This is a genomic window from Arcticibacterium sp. SM2516, assembly GCF_057914865.1.
On sequence record NZ_CP195290.1, the window covers coordinates 3,385,250 to 3,407,499 of the forward strand.

Here is a 22,250-nt window from a genome sequence, read left to right on the forward strand (position 1 = left end):
TCAAGCCTTACTATCTCATAGGCACATAAATCACCTTTTTGGTTTCGAAGAATACTTCTTCAAAAAGCTCAGAAAGGTTATGTTCTTGATAAGGTCTTTTGGCTTCGTTTAATTCTTCTTCTAAATCTCCACCTTTCAAATAGAGAATACCATTGTCAATGCTATTGATAGAACGTGTTTCAAATTTCTGATGAATCCATTCTATGAAAGGTTTCATTCTGGTAACTGCCCTACTCACCACAAAGTCATAAGTACCCTTCACATTCTCTGCTCTTTCATGCTGGGCAGTAAGGTTAGTTAAACCCAAAGCATCCGACACTTCTGTGACCACTTTGATTTTTTTACCTATAGAATCAACCAAATGGAAATGCACTTCTGGAAACATTATTGCCAATGGAATTCCAGGAAAACCACCACCAGTACCCACGTCTAGCACTTTTGAGCCTGGAGCAAATTCATGAACTTTCGCAATTCCTAAAGAATGTAAAACATGTTTCTCATAAAGAGCATCAATATCCTTTCTAGAAACTACATTAATTTGAGCATTCCACAACGTATAAAGTTCCTGCAGCTGAGCAAACTCAGATTTCTGCTTTTCGGTAATATTGGGAAAGTACTTAAGAATAATATCCATGACAGTATATTAGATAATGGAAAAACAATAGTGGTTTTTAAGACCTACCTCCATTTTATTTTTTTAGGGTTAGACAGCAATGTGTATACTCCAAAAACGACTAAATAAATAAAGTATAAAAAATCTAAGGCTAGAATCTTACCCCAAGAAACGGTTCTTCCAAGCTTTTTATTGGTAAGCGAAAGTATAAGCCAACGTATCAGTAACCAAACAATAAAGACACCAGTTATCACCCGCATCCAGTTGGTGTAAGGGAGGTATTGCTGCCATCCTATTTCATCTAACCATTGCTCAGACACCCTCATCCAATCTGGTAAAACAAACCAAAATGGCTCAGAAATAAAAGTTGGCAATACAAAAAACCAACAAGCCAAAAAGCTCATCCATAGGAGTCCTATGCTGAATTTATCTCTCTTTTTATATTTCTTTCCTACAGAAAGGTGCCTCTTTTTCTGAGTCACCCATGCCTCAAAGCTCATTTTAGGCTCCGAAGTCACATAAGAATTAGTGACTAATGATATCGCAGTATTATTTCCTTTGGCAATTTCATTTACGAAAAGATCATCATCACCGCTTAAAAGTCCCATATGTGTCGTGAAGCCCTTGTTTTTCCAAAAGCTCTCACGTCTATACATCAAATTTCTTCCTACACCCATAAATGGCATACCGGCTTTGGCAAAAGACATATACTGAAGAGCCGTTTGAAAGGTTTCATACCTTATAAAGGCATTCAGCAATCCTGGATATTTATCGTAAGGAGAAAAACCTAAAACCACATCTTTATCTTCTGAAAGCTTAGAAGTCATTTGCCTTATCCACTGGTCACTCACAGGGCGGCAATCTGCATCCGTCAACAAAATAACCTCTTTAGTGGCCTTTTGAATACCCATGGTTACCGCATATTTTTTTGCCGTAAAATGTTCGGGCAAAGCCTTTACATTAACATAACAAACATGCTTAAAAGCACCTTCATTAACTCTTAAATAATCATAAGTGCCATCTGAAGACCTATCGTCTACCACTACAATCTCAAAGTTTGGATAATCTTGCGTATCAAGAATAGGTAATAACTCTTTCAAATTATCTAACTCGTTCCAAGCTGCTACGATAATAGAAACACCAAGAAGTTTAGTTTTCTCTTCCGATCTATCTTCAGCCACATTCGCTCTTAAGAGCGAAGTGAAAACAAAAAGGAGGTAAAACAGCTGTATAATAATAGCTGCTCCAAAAACGGCCGAAAAAAGGTAATCCCAGATCACTTAATATATAGTGGTATTTGTGTCCCTAATCATAAATAAATCTAACTCCTTTTACGTTAGCATAAGGCTGATTCCATATTATGTTCAGAATTGTAGTGTTAAATATGCTTCAAAGATAACAACTATTCTGAAGTTATAATGCTAAAAGCATGGAGCTTAATTAGAGTTGCAGCTATTTAAATCCTGACGTAAAATATTTTCCACCTTCTAGTAATTAAGCCTAATTTTGCCAAATGAAATTTGAGCTTCAAAAAACCGACCCTGGTAGCAAAGCCAGGGCGGGAAAAATAACGACAGACCACGGTGATATTCTCACACCTATTTTTATGCCGGTAGGTACCGCTGGTACTGTAAAAGGCGTGCACCAACGAGAATTAAAAGACGATATTAAAGCTCAAATAATCCTGGGTAATACTTATCATTTGTATCTAAGACCGGGTTTAGACATTATTCAAAAGGCAGGTGGCCTTCATGGATTTAATGGTTGGGATAAGCCTATATTGACCGACAGTGGCGGTTACCAAGTTTTTTCATTGAAAGATATGAGAAAAATAACGGAAGAAGGTGCCAAATTTAGCTCCCATATAGATGGCTCTAAACATATGTTCTCTCCAGAATATGTGATGGATATCCAGCGGGTTATTGGTGCCGATATCATTATGGCTTTTGATGAGTGCACACCCTACCCTTGCGATTACGATTATGCCCAAAACTCTATGCATATGACGCACCGTTGGCTAAAAAGATGTCTAAAAAGGTTTGACGAAACAGAACCTATATATGGACATTCTCAAACACTTTTCCCAATAGTACAGGGCAGTGTTTACCCAGACTTAAGAAGACAATCTGCCGAATTTATTGCGGAGCAAAACCGAGAAGGAAATGCTATTGGTGGTTTATCCGTGGGCGAACCCGCTGAAGACATGTATGCCATGCTAGAGGTCGTCAATGACATTTTACCCCTAGAAAAACCTCGTTATTTAATGGGGGTGGGTACCCCTGAGAATATTCTAGAAGGAATAGCCCTAGGAACAGATATGTTTGACTGCGTTATGCCAACAAGGAATGCCAGAAACGGTATGCTATTCACCACAGAAGGCATTATCAACATCAAAAACAAGAAGTGGGAAGATGATTTCTCTCCAATAGACCCAAATTTGGATTGCTACGCTTCCAGTTTTTATACCAAAGCATATCTAAAGCATCTTAATAAATGCCAAGAAATGCTAGCGGCACAAATAGGTAGTATTCATAACCTGGCCTTTTATATGTGGCTGGTGGGTAAAGCCAGAGAGCATATTATTGCAGGTGATTTTGCTACATGGAAACCAAAAGCCATTAAGCAGTTTATGCAAAGGTTATAAGACCTAAAAACGACGACCTATTTTTAGATAATTTATTTCAGTTCTAGCTTTTCCGTTTTTTCAAAATCATCTCCTCTTAATGCCATAAAAGTAGTTTTCATTTCTTCTAATTTCTCTGGCTGAGCCTGAGCCAGATTATTCAATTGACTTGGATCTTCTTTCAGATTAAAAAGACCATCCTCCTTCAGATTTCCCAATTCAATGTTGACTTGCTTATTTATTGCAGGACCGTCGTATGCCGGTATCAGTACCCAGTCTCCTGCTCTAAAAGAAGTACGAGAACTGGCTTCTAAAATAATATTATCTCTACCTTTTTCTGCTTTCCCCAGTAACACCTGAGACATATCTTCACCATCCTTTGTTTTAATATCACTCCCTACAATTGATGCAAATGAGTTCAGGAAATCTAACTGGCAAACCAGCAAGTCGGATACTTGAGGCTGAATCTGCCCTTTCCAATAAGTAATAAAAGGAACACGAGTGCCTGCATCATAAAGACTATATTTCCCTCCTCTTAAATTTCCAGCTGGCTTATGATTTCCATTTCTGGTATCCGCTTCATCTTCATAACCATCATTTAACACAGGACCATTATCGCTCGATAAAACAATAAGAGTATTTTCTAATAAACCCTCTGCTTTTAAAGTCTCAATCAACTGTCCAATACACCAATCTGCTTCAGCAATGGCATCTCCTCTTGGCCCTAAATCTGTGGTTCCTACAAAACGAGGATTTGGCGTACGAGGCACATGAGGTTGCTGTAAGCCGTAATAAAGGAAAAACGGATGTTCTTTATTTTCCTTGATATAATCTTGAGCCTTTTTCAGGAAATTATCTGCCATATCTTCATCTACCCATTTCGCAGCTTCTCCACCTTTCATGAAACCAATTCTAGGGATACCGTTCACAATACTGTTATTATGACCGTGATGCCATTTCATTTTTAACATTTCTGGATTTTCAATTCCAGTAGGCTCGCCTTCAAAGTTTTTCTCATAGCTTACTTCAATGGGGTCATTAGGGTCAAGGTTTTCGACTAAACCGTCCTTGATATAAACCGTAGGTACTCGGTCTTGCGTAGCCGCCAAAATATAAGAGTAGTCAAAGCCCACCTCTGTAGGTCCAATGTCAATACGTTGGTTCCAATCCGTATCTCCAGAACCTAATCCTAAATGCCATTTCCCTACTATTGCGGTCTTATAACCTTCTGTTTTTAACATTTTAGGAATGGTAACTTGTGCCGTGTCTATCAGCAATGGAGCTGAACCCGGTAAAATCTTGGCATTCTTGTTTCTCCAAGGATACTCTCCCGTTAAAAGTCCATATCTACTAGGCGTGCATGTGGCAGAAGTGGCATATCCATTCGTAAACCTGATACCACCATTAGCTAAGAAATCCATATTGGGGGTTTTTATGGCTTCGGCTCCATAAGCACCTACATCTCCGTAACCCAAATCATCTAAATAAACAACGATGATATTTGGCTTTTTCCTATTTAAAGCTTCTTCTGTGGCAGCAGATTTACAACTGCCCATCAGAGCTACCAGAGCCATGAGTGCAAAAACTAACTTTGAGGATTGATTCATTTTATAATTGTTCTATTTATTCTTTCAATTTGGATTCCATTTCTTTTGACATTGTGTGATAGCCAATTTCTACTCCATTTAACATTTCTTGGTAAAGTTCTGGCTTTTCCTTTTTCACCCACTCCAACAACTCTACAGCTGTGGCAGTAACGGGAATAAAAACATCTGATTTAGCTTTCATTTCTTTGTCGAAATGCAGCGTCTCTTTCCTCAGTGTTTTAAGTTGTTTTTTATATTTATCATTTGAAGCCAAATTTAATAATTCATATGGGTCATTTTCTAAATCATAGAGCTCTTCATTGGCTTTTGTACTTGAAAAAAACTGACTTTCTACCTCATTTAGCTTTCCTTCTTCTTTCAGCCTACGCATCACGTGCAATGCTGGACGATAAAACTCTAAATATGCCTGATGAGCATCTAAGGGAATTTCAGGCTTATCATTTCTTATATATTTCCATTTCCCAGAAGTTACTGCTCTTGATTGCTCCTGAATTTCGTCCCATAAATCTCTAGCGGCATAAACATATGGTCTGTTAAAGTCCGCACTAAATATTGGCTTACCCGTGACATAGTCAGGTATTTTAACACCTGCATAATCTAAAATGGTGGCCGTAATATCTGTAGAAGAAACTACATCCTTTTTCACTTCTCCAGCTTTGGAGCTTCTTGGGTCAAAAACAATTAAAGGAATACGAAGACCAGAATCATATAAGTATCCTTTGCCTTTAATATTACATCGGCCATTATCCCCTATAAAAATCACAATGGTGTTTTTAGATAGACCTTTGTCTTCCAATTCTTTGAAAATCATCCCGACCTCGGCATCCATATACTCTATCTGATCTAAGTATTTAGCCCAGTCTAATCTCACCACAGGGTCATTGGCCAAATAAGGCGGCATGACCACTTTGTCAGGATCTACAGGATGGGTGGATTGCTCTCGAATGCTATTCCACCAATCCCCTCTATGGGTTACATTTAATTGTATTTGAGCAAAAAAGGGTTGGCCATTATTTTCAAAGTTGTCATATTTATCAAACAAACCAAACTTGGTTTTGCCATCCCACTCTCCAATAGCCTCATGCTTAAAATTGACATCCGTTTTACGTCCTTTGCCCTGTACACTATGATTACCCAAAACAGTAGTATAACCAGCTTTTCTCAGCCAATAGGTAAACGGTTTAAATTCTTCATCCAGCGGTACATCTCTATTACTCCTATGATTATGTGCATTTATTTTAAGCTGATGGGTACCCACCATCATAGAAGATCGACTTGGCGAACAGATAGGATTGGTTACAAAACAGTTATCAAATCGAACACCCTGTGCAGCCATCTTATCCAAGTTCGGCGTTTTCACTGACGGCATGCCATAGCAGGCCAAATCCAGACTCATATCTTCTGCCATAAGCCAGATTATATTAGGTTTCTCCTTTTGAGCCATAACTGCCTGACTACCTAAAAAGGCAACCAACAGTATCACTTTAAAATTTGCTTTCATTTATTCAATAGTTGTTTATTTCTGTTCTTACTGCTTATTAAAATCCACTAAATCAGCATCATAATCTGTTTTATTGACCCAGCCGGCTGGAACCTTCTCTCCACCCATATATCTATTATAATAATTATTTACTAGGCCAGCGTAAGGGTAATTATCGAAGAGCTGTCCATTGCCCAAAGTCCTTGGGTCGCCTTCGGCGACTAATTTATCCTTCATTTCTGCTTTCATACTTAACTTTAGATTTGCCCATTGAGCTTCATTGGCTAAATTATTCATACAGTACGGGTCTTCCTTTATATTATATAGCTCTTCATCTGGTCTTTTACCAAAATTCCATTGCCAATATTGCCAGTTTCCTTTATGCCTTCTGGTATCTAACAAATACGTTTTGGTCGGACTCCCGTCACAATTCAAATAACCCGTTTCTGGATTACCAGCGGGCCACCGGTCTGTGGCAAAATTATGTAGATATAAAAAATTGGCCTTTAGAATACCCCGAACAGGATAACCTTGGTCGTCTGGTCTTCCTATGTCATGCCTTTCTTTACCCATCAACTGAAAGTTTCGCTCTGGGTTTACCTGACCTTCCTTATCTGCAAAAAGAATATCGCTTAGACTCATACCGCTAAAATCTTGCATTTGAGAAGATCCTTGGCTAAGCCCTGCCAGCTCTAAAAAAGTAGGAGCAAAATCTGCAAAACTAACTATATCCTCCACGACTCTTCCTGGCTTTTTTATACCATCGGGCCAACTTATGGCTAGCGGTAAATGATTGGAATATTCATAAACCTGACCTTTTATTCTTGGGAAGGGCATTCCATTATCTGCGGTAACTACCACAATAGTGTTTTCCAGTTCTCCTCTCTCTTCTAAGATTTTTAACATTCTTTGAAGATGGGCATCAAAGTATTCTATCTCCAAAGCATAGTCTAGCATATCTGCTCTTATACTATCTACATCTGGCCAAAAAGCTGGTACTTCATTTATTTCACTTAAAGATTTGTTGCCTTTTTTCATGCCGGATAGAAATTCATAACCGCGATGAGGTTCCTCACTTCCAAACCAAAAACAGAAGGGTTTATCTTTAGGTTTTTCAGCTAAAAAAGCTTCAAAGTTTCTGGCGTAATCGTTTTTTGAGATACCGGAAGTGGGTGGCACAGTGGTAAATTTATCAAACTTAGGTCCAGTGAGCTCTCTTGGTTTTTGTTTTATACTTCCTGGATCTCCTGGAGCCCATCCTTTAGCAACACTTCCCGTAAAATAACCATGCTCACCCAATGCTTCTGCATAGGTTTTAAATTTTGAAGGAAAGTAAGGAGAGTGATTTGCCGCTTCTTCCAATAACCAGCTATTTCTTCCCGTAAGAATTACCGCTCTGGAAGGTGCACATTTTGCATTGGGGGTATAGGCATTTTTAAATAAAACGCCTTGTTTAGCCACTTTGTCAAAAGCTGGTGTATTCACCCATTTACATCCATAAGCACTAAAATGATTCCAAGAAGCATCATCTGCTATAGCAAAAAGAATGTTTGGTTGTTTTTTTAACTGTTGACCATAAGCTTGATTAAATATCAAAAAGCTTAACACTAAAAGGTTTTTTATTTTCATTTCTAATAAGGTTTGTACCTAAAGGGTCGTATCTAAAAAAAGCAGTTAATCTGCTTCGATTCGTTAATTTAGAAGTTTCACCTGCTAAATTCCGACTAAAAAAGCATTAAGCATGTCAGACACCAAGCCAACAAATTACCATAGAAATACCATTTTATAAACTCAAATACTCAGCAAGTACCAATAGTTGCCAAATTTGAATCAAATAGTACCCTATTTAAGACATCTGCTACTTAACAAAATGCTGTCTCAATCATTTCCTAAATTACTATCACTTCAGTTTATAGGAGTAGCGTTACTCAAAAAGTCTGATAAAAGCACAATAACGTTTGCCTAAAAGACACCAATTAAAATACCTTTTTGTACATTGTACAGATAAGCCCAACCCTAAATGAAAAAATTAAGATTCCTTATCCTTCTTTCCTGTTTTTCTTTTCAATCACTGCTAGCACAACAGTTTGTTTTATTTGATGAAACCTTCGAATTCACAAAAGCTGATGCAGACAACGCCACCCCCAATAAATCTCATTACTATGTTATAGGAAAAAAAATCAACCCCGACAGGCCTACCGACTGGACCGCTCCTATTGATTATAGAAACGGTACTGTTCATATTCGCTTAGAGGTTTTTGAGAAGCCTAAAGGTAATGAGCCCACTAAATGGACGCTCTGCTATATACCAAACAAAGGTCAAGGAAACAATTATGGCTGCACGGGCACGGAGCTTTACTCTTCAGAAGGTGTTTATGAGCAAGATATCCCTATGACCTCCTTTTGGGAAAATGAGTCTATTGTATGGACAGAAGGTATTAAACAAATGGACCTCGTTATAAAAGATGATAGTGGCGGACAGGGTCATGCCCATAAAAGAGCTGACCATGAGCGATTTTTCCCAACCAAAGTAAGAATAACCATGACACAGGTGGCAGAGGGAGAACGTTATAAAAAGCCGTAGAAATAGAAAAAAATAAATTTGAAAATATCATACGGATAAAACAGAATCGGCTACCTCATAAAAATGAAGTAGCCGATTTTCTTATAAAACAAAAATATCAAATCTCTGGGTAGCTATTCGGTTTTGCTTCTCTCATGATGGCATAAGCCACATCAAAGATGTCATCCTCATTTGGTTTTGAGAAATAATCACCGTCAGAGCCATAAGCGGGTCTGTGTTCTTTGGCAGAAATGGTTATGGCTTTAGAATCTAGAAACTTATACCCACCCTGCGTCTCAATAACCTGTTGCATCATATAAGCAGAAGTTCCGCCAGGCATATCTTCGTCAGCAAAAATGATACGGTTGGTCTTTTTCAAGGATTTAAGTATATCACCCGACCTGTCAAAAGGCAATAAAGTTTGTACATCTATAACTTCCATAGAAATACCTACTTTGTCCAATTCTTCACTGGCAGCCATAACGATATGACACATAGAACCATAAGTGACTATGGTAATGTCTGTTCCCGTTTTTAAAACTTCAACTTTACCCAATGGAACGCAAATGTCTGACAGGTTACTAGGAACTCTTTCTTTAAGTCTATAACCATTTAATGGTTCAATGACCAAAGCAGGATCATCTCCCGCAAACAAGGTATTATAAAGACCAGCTGATTGCACAAAATTCCTAGGCACGCAAATGTGCATGCCTCTTAAAGAATGTATCATAACGGCTAATGGAGAGCCAGAATGCCAGATCCCTTCTAATCTATGACCTCGTGTTCTTACTATCAAAGGAGCCATCTGGCGTCCAAAAGTTCTATATCTTAGTGTTGCTAAATCATCTGTTAAAGTAGCCAAGCAGTAATAAACATAATCAAAATACTGAACTTCAACAATTGGCCTTAAACCCCTCATCGCGGCACCTATACCTTGACCAATAATCGTATTTTCTCTAATGCCAGTATCATCTATCCTTAGCTTACCATATTTTTCTTGAAGACCTGCAAATCCTTGATTTACATCGCCAATTCCGCCAACATCTTCGCCAATGGCGAAAACTCTTTTATCCTTTTCAAATAGGGCATCAAAATACTTATTTATAATATGATGTCCGCTTAAAACCTGCTGCTCACCTCCGTATTTTGGGGTTACTTCTTTTACATTTAAAGGAGAGGATTCAAACTCACTATAAAGATGCGTACTATAATTCTTTTCGTTTTCCGCAGTTATTCTCTTAACATAACTAGACAATGCCTCGGTATTTTTCTCCTTCATCAATACCCTCAAAGCTTTCTTTGCTGCCGAAATAGCATCTCTTTTATTAGGGTTTTGTTTCCCCAATAAGCTTTTCTTTAAAGTATTCAATGCTATTTTCTTAGGACTATTTTTTGAAAGACCATCTAAAAGCGTAACACACTCTTTTACATCTTTGTCTATATCCTTTCTTAAGGCAGACCAAGCCTCTTGCCTGGCATTTTTTGCCACCTCCTTAGCTTTTTTATCAATCTTTGAAAGCTCCTCTTCTGAGGTAATATTATTTTCAATAATCCACTCTCTAAACTTCTTGTTACAATCGTTCTCGTTTTCCCAGTTCAATCTATCTTTAGATTTATACCTTTCATGAGAACCGCTTGAAGAGTGACCTTGAGGCTGAGTCAACTCATAAACATGAAGTAAACAAGGGGTATGCTTATCTCTTGCAAACCTAGCGGCTTTCTCAAAAGCCTCTATAAGTTCTATATAATTCCACCCACGAGCTTTTATTATTTCAAAACCTGGTCCATCTTCATTGGACTGAAAACCCGCTAAAGCTTTTGAAATACTACTTTTGGTGGTTTGATATTCTACGGGTACAGAAATACCGTAGCCATCGTCCCAAATCGCAAAAATTACGGGTATTTGGAGTACTCCAGCCGCATTAATACTTTCCAAAAACATTCCTTGAGAAGTCGACGCATCTCCAATGGTAGCGAAACAAACCTCATTCCCATTGTTTGAGAAACCCTTTAGATCTTTTAATTCAGGGTTATTTCTGTATAGTTTTGAAGCATAGCCAATCCCAACACTTCTTGGAATCTGTCCCGCTGTTGGCGAAACATCCATAATCTGATTGTTAAGTTCGGTTTGCTTGAGCCATTTTCCTTTATCGTCCACCCAAGGATTGGCAAAATGACCGTTCATGGAACGACCAGCGGAAAAAATATCGTGTTTTATGTCGGCATGGGCGTATAATTGAGAAAAAAACTGAGTCCAGGTCATTCCACCTACGGCAGTCACAAAAGTCTGATCTCTGTAATATCCAGATCTAAAATCTCCTTTTCTAAAGACCTTAGCCATGGCTATCTGGGCGAGTTCCTTTCCATCTCCAAAAATGCCGAACTTAGCCCTGCCCATAAACACTTCCTTCCTTCCTAGAAGACTAACTTCCCTACTTTCCACCGCCAAGCGATAGTCATCAAGAATCTCCTTTTTATCAATAATAAATTTTGAAGAAATGAAAGTCTGCGTTGGGTTTTCGCTCATTCTTTAAGGTTATTAAAAGCTGTTTTCACTAAATTCTAGTGCATTAAGCGTATATATCAAAAAGTCTTGCAATTTACCACATTTCTTGAATATATCAATTTGACAAGCCTAGGCATTTCTTTGTTAATAGCCTGTTAAATATTTGTAAGCAAGCACATTTTGGATGTTAATTTGTAAGGTAGTCTAATAAAATATCAAAATACAAACTCAAAGAAAATGAAATCAATGAAAAGAGTATTATTTACAGTTGTTGCTATAATGGCTTTTGCAGTGGCTTCAAACGCCCAGGGTGTACTTAAATTTGAAACAGAAAAGCATGATTTCGGCACACTTGCTGAAGGTCCAGTAGCTCTTTATTCATTCAAGCTTACCAATACAGGAACTGCTCCTGTAGTAATTTCAAGAGCTATGGCTTCTTGTGGCTGTACTACTCCAGAGTGGAGTACTGATCCTATAATGCCTGGTGCATCTAGTTCTATCAAAGTTGGATATAACACTTCTGGTCGTCCTGGTAATTTCAAAAAGACAATTACGGTAACTAGTAATGCGGAAAACGCTACAGTGATATTAACTATTAATGGTTCGGTAACTCCGAAGTCAAAAACCAAATAGTTTTTAATCAAGAATTAATTGAAAAGGACTTATCCGATGCGGGTAAGTCCTTTTTATTTTAAAGTCTCCTACTAATTCTTAGTAATTTTGGGCTTTCATTTGACTCTTCATATCATCACCAATACCAATTAATGATAGATTCTCTTACAGCAAACGCTTTTTACAAAACCGAAATAAAAGTACAATGGTCAGATATGGATGTGGCTCGCCATGTGAACAATGCAAACTATTTTAAATGGGCCGAATCTGCCAGAATTGGTTTCTACGAAGCTCTAAGTTCTGTAAATCTAAACTTTGAAAATATAAGCATCATTTTATCTTGGCAGGATTGCAAGTACATTGCCCCAGTAACCTATCCAGACACCATCATACTTACTTATGATATTATAAGTTTAATGCAAGACCGGATTACAGGTGAATGCAGAATGTATTCTGATAAAAACCAGAAAATAGTAGCCATTGCTAAGAGTACCGTGATGGCTTACGATTTCAAAGACCTAAAGAAAACGAATATTCCTGGGCCTTGGAAAAAAACCATGTTAGACATTTATGGAGAGGCTATTCTTAAAGAATAGTCCTCTATTCCCCTTTAAATACGGCATTTCGTTTTTCTAAAAAGGCTGTAGCTCCTTCTCTAAAGTCTTTAGTAGAGGTAAGATATTCAAAGTTTTCCATTTCTGACTTAAATCCATCTCTTTTACCATCATAAAATGCATTTACACTGTCTATTACCTTAGCAATAGCCAATGGTGCCTTCTGACTAATCTTTTTCAAAATCTCCATCGCTTTAGGAACCTCTTCGCCCGGGCTAACCACATGATTTGCCAATCCAAGCCTATGGGCTTCCTTGCCGTCAATCATGTCTGCAGTCATCATCAGCTCCAAAGCCTTTCCCTTTCCTACTAATTGACAGAGTCTTTGAGTACCCCCATAACCAGGAATTAGCCCTAATTTAACCTCTGGAGTGCCAAACAAAGCCTTTTCTGAGGCCACCCTTATATGACATGCCATGGCTAACTCACAGCCGCCTCCCAAGGCAAAACCATTAACAGCGGCAATAACCGGCAAATGGCAGTTTTCAATAGCATTAAAAACCACGTGACCTTGCTCTGGACTGAAGGTCTCTCCTTCTTCCACCGCAACGAACTCAGAAATATCGGCACCCGCCACAAAGGCTTTTTCTCCGTCGCCAGTTATTATTACTCCCGAAACATCAAGGCTTCTTAACTCCTCATTAAAGAAATCTAAAAGCTCTTTCATTAATGTCTGGTTTAAGGCGTTTAACGCCTTTGGTCTTGATAAAACCAAAATAGCTACCCCGTCTTCAATGCTAACACTTATCGTTTCAAATTTTCTCATTATTTCTATCTCTTTATATTTCAATTTTCAAAAACCGGTTTGCGTTTTTCCATAAAAGCCGTAAAGGCTTCAGTCAAGTCGTTTGACAATAACATTGAAGCATTCCAAGCTGTCATATAGTTTAAAGATTCCGCAACACTATGATCCCTTTTGTACAACAGCATTTCTTTGGTACCTCTAACGCTTAAGGGCGATTTAAGAGCTATTATTCGGGCAATATTATCTACGTATTCTATCATGAGCTCCTTTGATGTAAAACTTTGATTGACCAGTCCTATCTCCGCTGCTTCTTTCCCACTTACCTCTCTACCTGTGTATGCCAGTTCGGCGGCTATTCCGGGATGGATGATATTTGGCAATCGCTGCAATGTGCCTATATCAGCCACAAGACCTAAATCAATTTCTTTTATAGAGAAATAGGCATCATCTGTACAGTATCTCATATCACAAGCCGTAGCAATATCCAAACCACCACCTATACATGCTTTATGAACGGCCGCGAGAACCGGCTTTCGGCATTTTTCTATTGATGTTATGGTTTGTTGCAATTTAAAGATAAAACCTCTTAGAGCTTCTCTTTTCCTACCTTCACAGGGGATGGAAGCAAACCGCTGAATGTCCATCAGCGTTTCCAAATCAATACCTGCACAAAAGTTTTGTCCTTCACCAGACAAAACAATAACTCTAACTTCTGGAGTGCTGTCCATTTCCTCAAAAACCGCTTGCATTTCCTCCCAAGCTGGTAAGTGAAGAGAATTTGCCTTTTGAGGTCGGTTAAACCTAACATGAGCCACATGAGCGTCAATGTCAATTTTAAAATGTTCGTAATTCATGTTGATGATTTTAGGATTTAAACCCGCTTTATGCATTATAAAATCTCCCGATTTTATCGGTACCGTAGCTAAATTACTTCAAATCAGTTCGTAAACACACTTAAATTCAATCACCAGAACGGTGCTATGCTAATCTCGTTTAAATGCCTGATTTATTCCACTTTAATACTTATTACGATTCTCCAACGCATAAACCGGATTAAACAAATATATCCTTTCTGCACACGTCCTCAAAATACATTCTACATTCACATTTTTCAAATGTGCAAACCTCATAAATTGGTTTTTAAAAATAAATTGAAACATCACAAAAAATAATGAATTTATAACTTATTGTATCTCAGAGAGATGCATTTAAAAACAATCAATGGGCAAAAATAAATGTAAAAAAATACCATCTTTTTTTAGTCAGGGCTTGCACACGTCCTTAAAAGCGTATACTTTTGCATCTCAATTCGGAAACGAAGTCAGAATTCCTTCTTAGCTCAGCTGGTTAGAGCATCTGACTGTTAATCAGAGGGTCCTTGGTTCGAGCCCAAGAGAAGGAGCAAAAAGCAGCAGAAATGCTGCTTTTTTTTGTGCCCTTTTGGGTCATTTCAGCTATAAAATTGGTGGACTTTCATTACCCTCCCTTACGGATAAACCTCCACCTATATCACTACGCCCGTTTGAGGGCTTTAAAGGAGGCTCTTTTACACTAAAAACACAATACTGTATTGTGTACATACAGCAACAAAACATACGGCTAAGGAATCCCAAGAGAGTCCATCTCCCTTTTTAAGCCGCTTTATGCATTTGGCAATCTCCCAATAGTTATCGGTACCGTAGCTAAATTGCTCCAAAACAGTTCGTAAACCCATTTAAACTCAATCACTAGAACCCTTCGACAAAAAGCTCAGGGCAAACTGCCATGCTAATCTCGTTTAAAAGTCTGATTTATTCCTCTTTAAAACTCAATACGATTCTCCAATACATAAACCGGGTTTAAAGGATATCATAAGAAACCCATAGGATTACTACATTGGGCTTATTAAATGGTATTATTTCATGGCATAAGGTGCATGAGGAACCATCATAAAGACTTGGTTGGTATATTTTTATGGTTTATCAGGTGTAAACCAATGAAGAACCCGAGATAGGTTCTTTTACGAACAACAGCAAAAAGCGAGGAGATGCTTTTTGTTCGGCTTTTTCTATGTGTAGAAATTTCTTAGATGGTCTTAAAAGGAAAAAACCCCGGTAAAACCAGGGCCTTTCTCAACTTTATAGCCATGAAAACTAAATCTTAATAACCCTTTTAAGCCAGTTCTAACTTTAGGTCGTTTAATTTCTTTCTTATGGAAGTGTCTATCTGTGTATCTCCCACTTTTAGAACATATCCTCCTATTAATTCTTTATCTATTTTTTCTTCCAATTTAATAATCTTACCACTGGCATCTTTAACTATTTTAATAAACTCATCTTTTTGAGTTTCAGTTAAAGGCTCCACAGATGTAACGATTACTTTCTCAATATTATTAAGCTTAGCATACAACTTTTGATACTCTTCCGAAATGGGATATATTAATGATTCCCTGTTCTTCCTTGTTAAGACGTCAAAAATTGAATAAGTCACAGGATTAACGCGACTTTCGAAAATATCTTTTAAAATTGACTTTTTCTTATCGTGTCTTACTATTGGATTGGCCATTACAGCTTGAAACTCTTTATTCTGGTCACAGACCTCTGCAAAAAATTTCATGTCGTTATTGACATCCTCAACTACATTCTGCTCAATGGCAAAGTCAATTAAAGCCTTTGCGTACCTATAAGCTACTACCGCGTTTGACATATTACTAATTTGTCCTGCCCGATTTAAAAGTAGTTACGTAAATTTAACTATCTCGGATCGAAACATCGTTAATCTTTGTTTATTATTATTCGAAGAACTTATTGAACGAGGGCACTTTTTAATTTAAGTTGGCCTCACCAATCAAATTCGTTACTAATTCGGAATGAGCCCCTTTAGAAGACAACTCTTTCTTCATTATTTTTTCTGCTATAGAGATAGACAATGTAGCAACTTCTTTTCTTAAGTCCGCTATCATGGCAGCTCTATCTTGAGCAAGTGTATCTCTTGAATCAGAAAGAATCTTATTCGCTTCAGCAGAAGCTGTTCCTTTGGCATCAGAAATCATTCTAGCCGTAGTTTCTTTAGCTTCTTTAATCATCTTGTCTCTTTCAGTTCTTGCTTCAGCTAACAATTTCTCATTGTCAGATTTAAGCTTTGCCATTTCAGCTCTTGTTTCTTCAGCCATTTTTAAAGCAGAGCTGATCTCTTCTTCTCTTTCGCTCAAAGCTGAAAGGATACCCTTCCAAGCAAACTTTTTCAAAACGAAAAACAAGGTTAAGAAGATAACCAATTGCCAAGCAATAAGACCTATACCAGGAGTTAATAATTCCATATTATTATTAAAAATTAATCTTTAAAATAAAGTTTTGCTCTGACACCTAATGTGAACAGAGCAAAACGATGTGTTAATTATCCAAGGATGGCCAAAAGACCAACAACCACACCAAATAAGGCTACCGCCTCAATAAGTGCAGCGATGATAATCATCATTGACTGGATTTTACCTGCAGCTTCTGGTTGACGAGCAACGCCCTCCATAGCAGATCCACCAATTTTACCAATACCGATACCAGCACCGATTGCAGCAAGACCAGCACCAATTGCACCACCCATTGCAGCTAAGCCAGCTCCTGATTCAGTAGCAGCTTGTAAAAGAATGTTTAACAAAGACATTTGTAAAACGATTTATAGTTAATAAAAAAATAAACACAACCTAAGGTCAATTAATGATCATGGTGCTCTTCAATAGCACTACCGATATACATTGACGACAACAAAGTAAAGATATACGCCTGAATAAACGCTACAAGAATTTCAATTAAAGACATGAATGTACCAATGGCCCAAACGCCTCCACCTACAGCATAATTCTTAAACATGAATATTAGTCCTATAAAACTCAACAGAATAATGTGACCACCTGTCATGTTTGCAAAAAGTCGAATGGTTAAAGAGGCTGGCTTCATGATAACTCCAATAATCTCAATTAACCAAAACAATGGTTTTAACCAACCCGGAACACCTGGAGGAGCTACTATGTGCATCCAGTAATTCTTATTTGCTTTGAAATGAACAATCACAAAAGTAATAAGAGCTAAAGTCAATGTTACTGCAATGTTTCCAGTAAGATTAGCAGCACCTGGTGTAAGACCTATTAGATTATTCACCAATATAAAGAAAAACAAAGTAAGCATATACGGTAAATAAGCTTCGTACTTCGGGCCAATACTTGGCTTCACTACTTCATCTTTAATGGTCATTATGACAGGTTCAAAGAAAGACTGAATTCCGCTAGGAGCCTTTCCTCTATTCTTCTTATATCCTCTACCTACAGCCGTGAATACTAATAATAAAATGATAGCACTTAAAAGTAAAGAGGCTACATTTTTAGTAATAGAGAAATCCCAAACTGTGGCGTGATGATCGTCTGCTAAAGCTATTTTTTCATGATGATTTACATAAGGGCCGTAAACACCATTATTCTCGTCAAACCTAGCAGAAGAGAAAACATCTAAGCCATACTGGCTTGTATAAAGAATGACAGGTAGTGGTAATTTAAACCCATGGGCAAACTCCCAACCGTGCTCATCTAATATATGGTGCATAATCATACCACCCATATCAAAGGTCTCTTCAGCATGTTCTTCATGCCTTTCCACATAATCTTCATGTTCCGGATTAGCTGACACGGTCTCGTGCTGAGCAAATAAATAACCGAACGAAAAAACTGATAATGAAACAGTTAATAGTAACTTTTTAAACATTGTTTAGGTCTTCTGTATGTTGACTTATTGTAGTCTCTACTAAAATCGCTGCAATTTACGACTTAAACCGAAAATTTCAAACAAGGTGAAAAATAAATATAGTACAAAAAAATTAACAATGAACATCATTCTGTTTTCTACACCCAAATATAGATTCACAGCCACAAATATGATACTCGCTAAAAACTTAATAATTACTGTTGCAAGATAAAACTCTATGAATTTATCTCTTTTATCGCCCATAACCTGACCTATCACCACATGTAAGAGATAAGAAATAGCCGAGAAAAAAACCAACATTATATATTTCTTAGCATGTAAAAAAGGCAATGGCCCAAAATGATCAGCTAGGAAAAATACAATTAATAAAAATACGATCAACAGAAATGTCTTCTGCATGAAATCTAAATTTAGTTATTCTTAATTTTTTCCAAAAGTAAGAAATATACGAATGAACAAAATGCAACACGAAACTATATCATTACCTAATGGCGACCGTCAAAGAAACTTTGAAATTTTAATTTGGTAATATTTCAAGGTAAGTCGTTAGTGTTATCCACAGTTTAAAACACCTCGATTGCATTTAAACAAGATCAATTAAGTCTAAGATGATTTCCGTAAAATAAAATGCTTTTTTCTCCCCCCTTTACTGATTACATTTCATTAAGTTTGTATCCTTTTCTAATCCAAAAGGCAAAATAATTCATAAATCGTCTAGAAAAATTTGACCCCAATAAGTACAGTGAATGAGGCAGGAATAGTTTGGGAGAATTGCTTAAAGGTAATTCGTCAACACACATCAGATCAAAGCTTTAAAACTTGGTTTGAGCCCGTGATGCCTTATAAGTTAAATGGCAAAAAACTAATAATTCAGGTTCCAAGCCAATTTTTCTACGAATGGTTAGAAGATAATTATGTGGAGCTTTTAAGAAAAGCTTTAGACTATTCTATTGGTCCAGATGGCCAGTTAGAATACTCCATTGTAGTAGATAGAGGAGACAAAGCCAATAATAAGCCTCCCCAATCTGTTGGAACCACAACTAATACCACAAATACCAATAACAACAATAGTAAAAGGGATTATTATGCTCCTAGGCACGAGCAACAACCTCCACAACAAGTTAAAAGCCCTTTTGAGCTTAGAGACCTAAACGCTCTTCAGTCTGACTCTTTTCTAAATAGAAGCTATTCTTTTGATAATTTCATTGAAGGAGATTGTAACAGACTTGCTAGAGCGGCCAGCTATGCCGTGGCAGAAAAGCCTAGTGTAACCTCCTTTAACCCACTTATGATCTATGGTGGTGTAGGTTTAGGAAAAACACACTTGGTTCAAGCCATTGGAAATTATATTAAGAACAATAGTCTCAGTGAAAAATTTGTCTTGTACGTTTCTTCTGAAAAATTTACAAGTCAATTCATAAATGCCATTAGAAACAACAGCCTACAGGACTTCATGTCATTCTACATGCAGGTAGATGTTTTAATTATTGATGATGTTCAGTTCTTATCTGGAAAGGAAAAAACACAAGAAACCTTCTTTCATATTTTCAATCACCTGCACCAATCAGGCAAGCAGATCGTAATGACCTCCGACAGGCCACCTAGAGACTTAGAAGGAATGGAGGACAGACTACTTTCTAGATTTAAGTGGGGGCTTACTGCAGATTTGCAAAGTCCTGATTTAGAAACGAGGATAGCTATCATCCAAAAGAAACTTCAGCAAGAAGGAGTCAATATTGATTTTGAAGTTATAGAGTATTTGGCTCATAGTATTGATTCCAACGTGCGTGAACTAGAAGGTGTCATGATATCGCTTATCGCTCAGGCTTCTTTGACGCAGAAAACCATAGATTTAGCTTTAGCCAAACGAACTTTAAATCATATCGTAACCGAATCTGAAAAAGATGTCAATATCGATTCCATTATAGGGGTTGTAACGGAACACTTTCAGGTTAGAATAGCGGATTTGAAGAGTAAAAGTAGACTAAGAAGCATTGTAATTCCACGTCAAGTGGCTATGTACTTGGCAAAAGAATTAACAAACCTTTCTTTAAAATCTATTGGTTATCATTTTGGTGGACGAGATCACAGTACGGTTATTCATGCGATCCAAACAGTCAACGACTTAATGGATACCGATAAGGATATGAAAAGCCAAGTAGATAAATTAACTAAAAAATTCAAGAAGTAAGAGCAGCTGAAATCAGTTTCTTATGTATTTCTAGCACTTGAGGAATCAATAGTTGGCTTTCGTTTTCTATAACAAAGTCGGCCATTGATTTAAATACTTCTGCATCTTTTTGGTTACCCATGATCTCTAAAATTTCCGCTCTAGATCTATGGCTATCTCTTTTCAGTATTCTTTGGATACGTACTTCCACGTCCGCATGTACATAAATGATATCATCTAAGCCTTGACCTTTTTCCATAATGGCAGCTTCTTTAAGGACGTAAGCCTCCTTATGGTGATTTGCCATCCAAAGCTCCGAATGCAATCTTACGGCTGGATGTACTATTCCATTTAAGGCGTTTAGTAATTCGTGATTATTAAAAACCTTTTCCTTTACATAAGAAATATTATAAAGTCCATTTTTATAAGCATCGTTTCCTAACAAATAAGTAATGGCCGTTTTAATATCCTCCTCCGAATTAATTAGATGCTTGGCTTCCAAATCTGCATAATAAACCGGAACTCCTAAAATTTCAAAAATCCGACAAACGGTGCTTTTGCCAGAGCCTATTCCCCCAGTGATTCCAACTTTAAGCATCTTTCAGTTCTGAATAAACTTTGATTTTTTTTATAAAATAACGCCATACGATGGAGTGCTCATAAAGCCCCCTTTCAGATTTCGGTTTTCCTTTAGCATTTTTTACAATATAGGGTATCATTCCATAAAAACTGAAATGAGCCTTTAGAATAGCAAAAAAAATCTTTGGACTCCCCTCAAGTAAAAACTTAATACCCGATACCCCATCCAAAATTAATCTCATAAAAATTACTGGCAGAGCTCTTGGTAAAGGCAAATTCTTAAGGAGCATAGCCAAGCTATTTCTATAATTCAGAAAGGTTTTTTGTGGGTTAGCTTTATGGAGTGTTCCACCTCCTAAATGATACACCGTGCTATTGGGTACAAAACCTATTTTAAATCCTGCATTCTTTATTCGCCAACACAAGTCAATTTCTTCCATATGTGCGAAAAAGCGAGGGTCAAAACCACCTAATTCATGAAAAACATTGGCTTCTATGGCTAAACAAGCACCTGTTGCCCAGAAAATATCTATTTGCTGATTATACTGCCCTTCGTCCTTTTCACAGGTGTCAAATATCCTTCCTCTACAAAAAGGGTAGCCCCATTTATCTAAAAAACCTCCCGCAGCACCCGCATACTCAAAAAGTTCTGGATGGGTATATGAACGTATTTTTGGTTGACAAGCCACCATATTTTCTTCATTTTCCAATAGGGAAACCAAAGGGTTCAACCAGTTTTCAGAAACCTCAACGTCAGAATTAAGAAGAATGTAATATTTAGCAGAAATTTCCTTTAGTGCTTTATTATAACCTCCCGCAAAACCAGTGTTTGTTTCAAAAGACAAAAGTTTAACCTGAGGAAATTTTTCCTTTAAAAAAGAAATGGAACCATCGCTGCTTCCATTATCTGCCACCCAAATCTCTGCGTCCCTTGTATATTTTATAACAGAAGGTAAGAAGGTATTGAGATACTTTTTGCCATTAAAGTTTAATATTACTACTGCGGTACTCAATAGATTTATTTGTTAAACATAGAGCCCAAATCCATTCCGGGTATATTAGGCATCATTCCAGAAGTAGCATTTTGAAGTTCTGCTTTAGATTTTACTTCTACGTTTTCTAAAGCTTTATTGGCCGCAGCCACTATCAAATCTTGTAAGATTTCTATTTCGTCCTTGTTAAGGAGTTCTGGCTCTATCACTACACTTTGTAGTTCCTTTTTGCCATTAACAGTAACCTTAACCATCCCAGCCCCAGATTCTCCCTCAGCAGTGATGTCGCCTAGCTTACTTTGAGCCTCTTCCATTTTTGACTGAAGCTCTTTCACCTTTCCCATCATACCCGCCATATCAAACATTCCCATATCTTTTTCCTATTAAATGAATTGTAAATTTAATAAGATACAAAT

Annotated in this window: 21 protein-coding genes and 1 tRNA gene; 6 read left to right on the top strand and 16 right to left on the bottom strand. The window is 37.3% G+C overall.

Annotated features, from left to right (window positions below):
* Positions 1-10 precede the first annotated feature (10 nt).
* Together rsmG and ACSBFT_RS14080 are read right to left on the bottom strand one after the other, a co-directional pair.
* The gene (gene rsmG / locus ACSBFT_RS14075; protein WP_489601103.1) at positions 11-634 is read right to left on the bottom strand and encodes a 16S rRNA (guanine(527)-N(7))-methyltransferase RsmG; all 624 of its coding nucleotides are present in this window, start codon (positions 632-634) and stop codon (positions 11-13) included.
* Positions 635-678: 44 nt separating this feature from the next.
* Positions 679-1,893: a glycosyltransferase gene (locus ACSBFT_RS14080; RefSeq protein ID WP_489601104.1), complete on the bottom strand. Its 1,215-nt coding sequence runs from the start codon at positions 1,891-1,893 to the stop codon at positions 679-681.
* Between the two features lie 233 nt (positions 1,894-2,126).
* On the opposite strand from ACSBFT_RS14080, the gene tgt reads away from it, so the two are divergent.
* Positions 2,127-3,257: a tRNA guanosine(34) transglycosylase Tgt gene (gene tgt / locus ACSBFT_RS14085; protein ID WP_489601105.1), complete on the top strand. Its 1,131-nt coding sequence runs from the start codon at positions 2,127-2,129 to the stop codon at positions 3,255-3,257.
* Positions 3,258-3,289: 32 nt separating this feature from the next.
* Here tgt and ACSBFT_RS14090 read toward each other — a convergent pair whose 3' ends face one another.
* Genes ACSBFT_RS14090 through ACSBFT_RS14100 form a run of 3 tightly spaced genes read right to left on the bottom strand, consistent with a single transcriptional unit; the run spans position 3,290 to position 7,952 of the window.
* A complete protein-coding gene (locus ACSBFT_RS14090) occupies positions 3,290-4,843 on the bottom strand; it encodes a sulfatase family protein (RefSeq protein ID WP_489601106.1) in 1,554 nt (517 codons plus the stop codon).
* Positions 4,844-4,859: 16 nt separating this feature from the next.
* Positions 4,860-6,344: a sulfatase family protein gene (locus ACSBFT_RS14095; RefSeq protein WP_489601107.1), complete on the bottom strand. Its 1,485-nt coding sequence runs from the start codon at positions 6,342-6,344 to the stop codon at positions 4,860-4,862.
* Positions 6,345-6,371: 27 nt separating this feature from the next.
* Positions 6,372-7,952 carry a sulfatase family protein gene (locus ACSBFT_RS14100; protein ID WP_489601108.1) on the bottom strand — a complete coding sequence of 527 codons (1,581 nt, stop codon included), beginning with the start codon at positions 7,950-7,952 and terminating at the stop codon, positions 6,372-6,374.
* 391 nt (positions 7,953-8,343) lie between these two features.
* Between ACSBFT_RS14100 and ACSBFT_RS14105 the strand changes: the two genes are divergently transcribed.
* The gene (locus tag ACSBFT_RS14105) at positions 8,344-8,907 is read left to right on the top strand and encodes a hypothetical protein (RefSeq protein WP_489601109.1); all 564 of its coding nucleotides are present in this window, start codon (positions 8,344-8,346) and stop codon (positions 8,905-8,907) included.
* A gap of 97 nt (positions 8,908-9,004) precedes the next feature.
* Here the strand turns inward: ACSBFT_RS14105 and ACSBFT_RS14110 are convergent, their stop codons facing one another.
* Positions 9,005-11,413 carry an alpha-ketoacid dehydrogenase subunit alpha/beta gene (locus ACSBFT_RS14110; protein WP_489601110.1) on the bottom strand — a complete coding sequence of 803 codons (2,409 nt, stop codon included), beginning with the start codon at positions 11,411-11,413 and terminating at the stop codon, positions 9,005-9,007.
* A 225-nt stretch (positions 11,414-11,638) separates the two neighbouring features.
* On the opposite strand from ACSBFT_RS14110, the gene ACSBFT_RS14115 reads away from it, so the two are divergent.
* Together ACSBFT_RS14115 and ACSBFT_RS14120 are read left to right on the top strand one after the other, a co-directional pair.
* Positions 11,639-12,025: a DUF1573 domain-containing protein gene (locus ACSBFT_RS14115; RefSeq protein WP_463044624.1), complete on the top strand. Its 387-nt coding sequence runs from the start codon at positions 11,639-11,641 to the stop codon at positions 12,023-12,025.
* 131 nt (positions 12,026-12,156) lie between these two features.
* A complete protein-coding gene (locus ACSBFT_RS14120; protein ID WP_489601111.1) occupies positions 12,157-12,600 on the top strand; it encodes an acyl-CoA thioesterase in 444 nt (147 codons plus the stop codon).
* 4 nt (positions 12,601-12,604) lie between these two features.
* Here the strand turns inward: ACSBFT_RS14120 and ACSBFT_RS14125 are convergent, their stop codons facing one another.
* Together ACSBFT_RS14125 and ACSBFT_RS14130 are read right to left on the bottom strand one after the other, a co-directional pair.
* The gene (locus tag ACSBFT_RS14125; protein ID WP_463044622.1) at positions 12,605-13,384 is read right to left on the bottom strand and encodes an enoyl-CoA hydratase/isomerase family protein; all 780 of its coding nucleotides are present in this window, start codon (positions 13,382-13,384) and stop codon (positions 12,605-12,607) included.
* 20 nt (positions 13,385-13,404) lie between these two features.
* The gene (locus ACSBFT_RS14130) at positions 13,405-14,217 is read right to left on the bottom strand and encodes a crotonase/enoyl-CoA hydratase family protein (protein WP_463044621.1); all 813 of its coding nucleotides are present in this window, start codon (positions 14,215-14,217) and stop codon (positions 13,405-13,407) included.
* 474 nt (positions 14,218-14,691) lie between these two features.
* Between ACSBFT_RS14130 and ACSBFT_RS14135 the strand changes: the two genes are divergently transcribed.
* Positions 14,692-14,765: transfer RNA gene (locus tag ACSBFT_RS14135), tRNA-Asn, on the top strand.
* Between the two features lie 749 nt (positions 14,766-15,514).
* On the opposite strand, the gene atpH is transcribed toward ACSBFT_RS14135, so the two are convergent.
* From atpH to ACSBFT_RS14160, 5 genes are all read right to left on the bottom strand, one after another.
* Entirely contained in the window at positions 15,515-16,048 is a 534-nt protein-coding gene (atpH, locus tag ACSBFT_RS14140) for an ATP synthase F1 subunit delta (protein ID WP_489601112.1), read from the bottom strand.
* A gap of 118 nt (positions 16,049-16,166) precedes the next feature.
* Positions 16,167-16,661, bottom strand: a complete 495-nt coding sequence (gene atpF / locus ACSBFT_RS14145; protein WP_463047789.1) for a F0F1 ATP synthase subunit B — start codon at positions 16,659-16,661, stop codon at positions 16,167-16,169.
* Between the two features lie 77 nt (positions 16,662-16,738).
* Positions 16,739-17,002, bottom strand: coding sequence for an ATP synthase F0 subunit C (atpE, locus tag ACSBFT_RS14150; protein WP_463047788.1), 264 nt, complete (start codon positions 17,000-17,002; stop codon positions 16,739-16,741).
* A gap of 50 nt (positions 17,003-17,052) precedes the next feature.
* Positions 17,053-18,093 carry a F0F1 ATP synthase subunit A gene (gene atpB, locus ACSBFT_RS14155; protein ID WP_463047787.1) on the bottom strand — a complete coding sequence of 347 codons (1,041 nt, stop codon included), beginning with the start codon at positions 18,091-18,093 and terminating at the stop codon, positions 17,053-17,055.
* A 39-nt stretch (positions 18,094-18,132) separates the two neighbouring features.
* Positions 18,133-18,393 carry a hypothetical protein gene (locus tag ACSBFT_RS14160; protein WP_463047786.1) on the bottom strand — a complete coding sequence of 87 codons (261 nt, stop codon included), beginning with the start codon at positions 18,391-18,393 and terminating at the stop codon, positions 18,133-18,135.
* Positions 18,394-18,817: 424 nt separating this feature from the next.
* Here ACSBFT_RS14160 and dnaA point away from each other — a divergent pair, with 424 nt between their 5' ends.
* The gene (gene dnaA / locus ACSBFT_RS14165; protein ID WP_489601113.1) at positions 18,818-20,284 is read left to right on the top strand and encodes a chromosomal replication initiator protein DnaA; all 1,467 of its coding nucleotides are present in this window, start codon (positions 18,818-18,820) and stop codon (positions 20,282-20,284) included.
* Here the strand turns inward: dnaA and coaE are convergent.
* The 3 genes from coaE to ACSBFT_RS14180 are packed head-to-tail and all read right to left on the bottom strand — an operon-like array spanning position 20,274 to position 22,199.
* Positions 20,274-20,861, bottom strand: a complete 588-nt coding sequence (gene coaE, locus ACSBFT_RS14170) for a dephospho-CoA kinase (RefSeq protein WP_489601114.1) — start codon at positions 20,859-20,861, stop codon at positions 20,274-20,276. The genes dnaA and coaE overlap by 11 nt on opposite strands.
* Entirely contained in the window at positions 20,854-21,855 is a 1,002-nt protein-coding gene (locus ACSBFT_RS14175; protein ID WP_489601115.1) for a glycosyltransferase family 2 protein, read from the bottom strand. The genes coaE and ACSBFT_RS14175 overlap by 8 nt, the downstream gene beginning before the upstream one ends.
* 5 nt (positions 21,856-21,860) lie before the next feature.
* Entirely contained in the window at positions 21,861-22,199 is a 339-nt protein-coding gene (locus tag ACSBFT_RS14180) for a YbaB/EbfC family nucleoid-associated protein (protein WP_463047791.1), read from the bottom strand.
* Positions 22,200-22,250 lie beyond the last annotated feature (51 nt).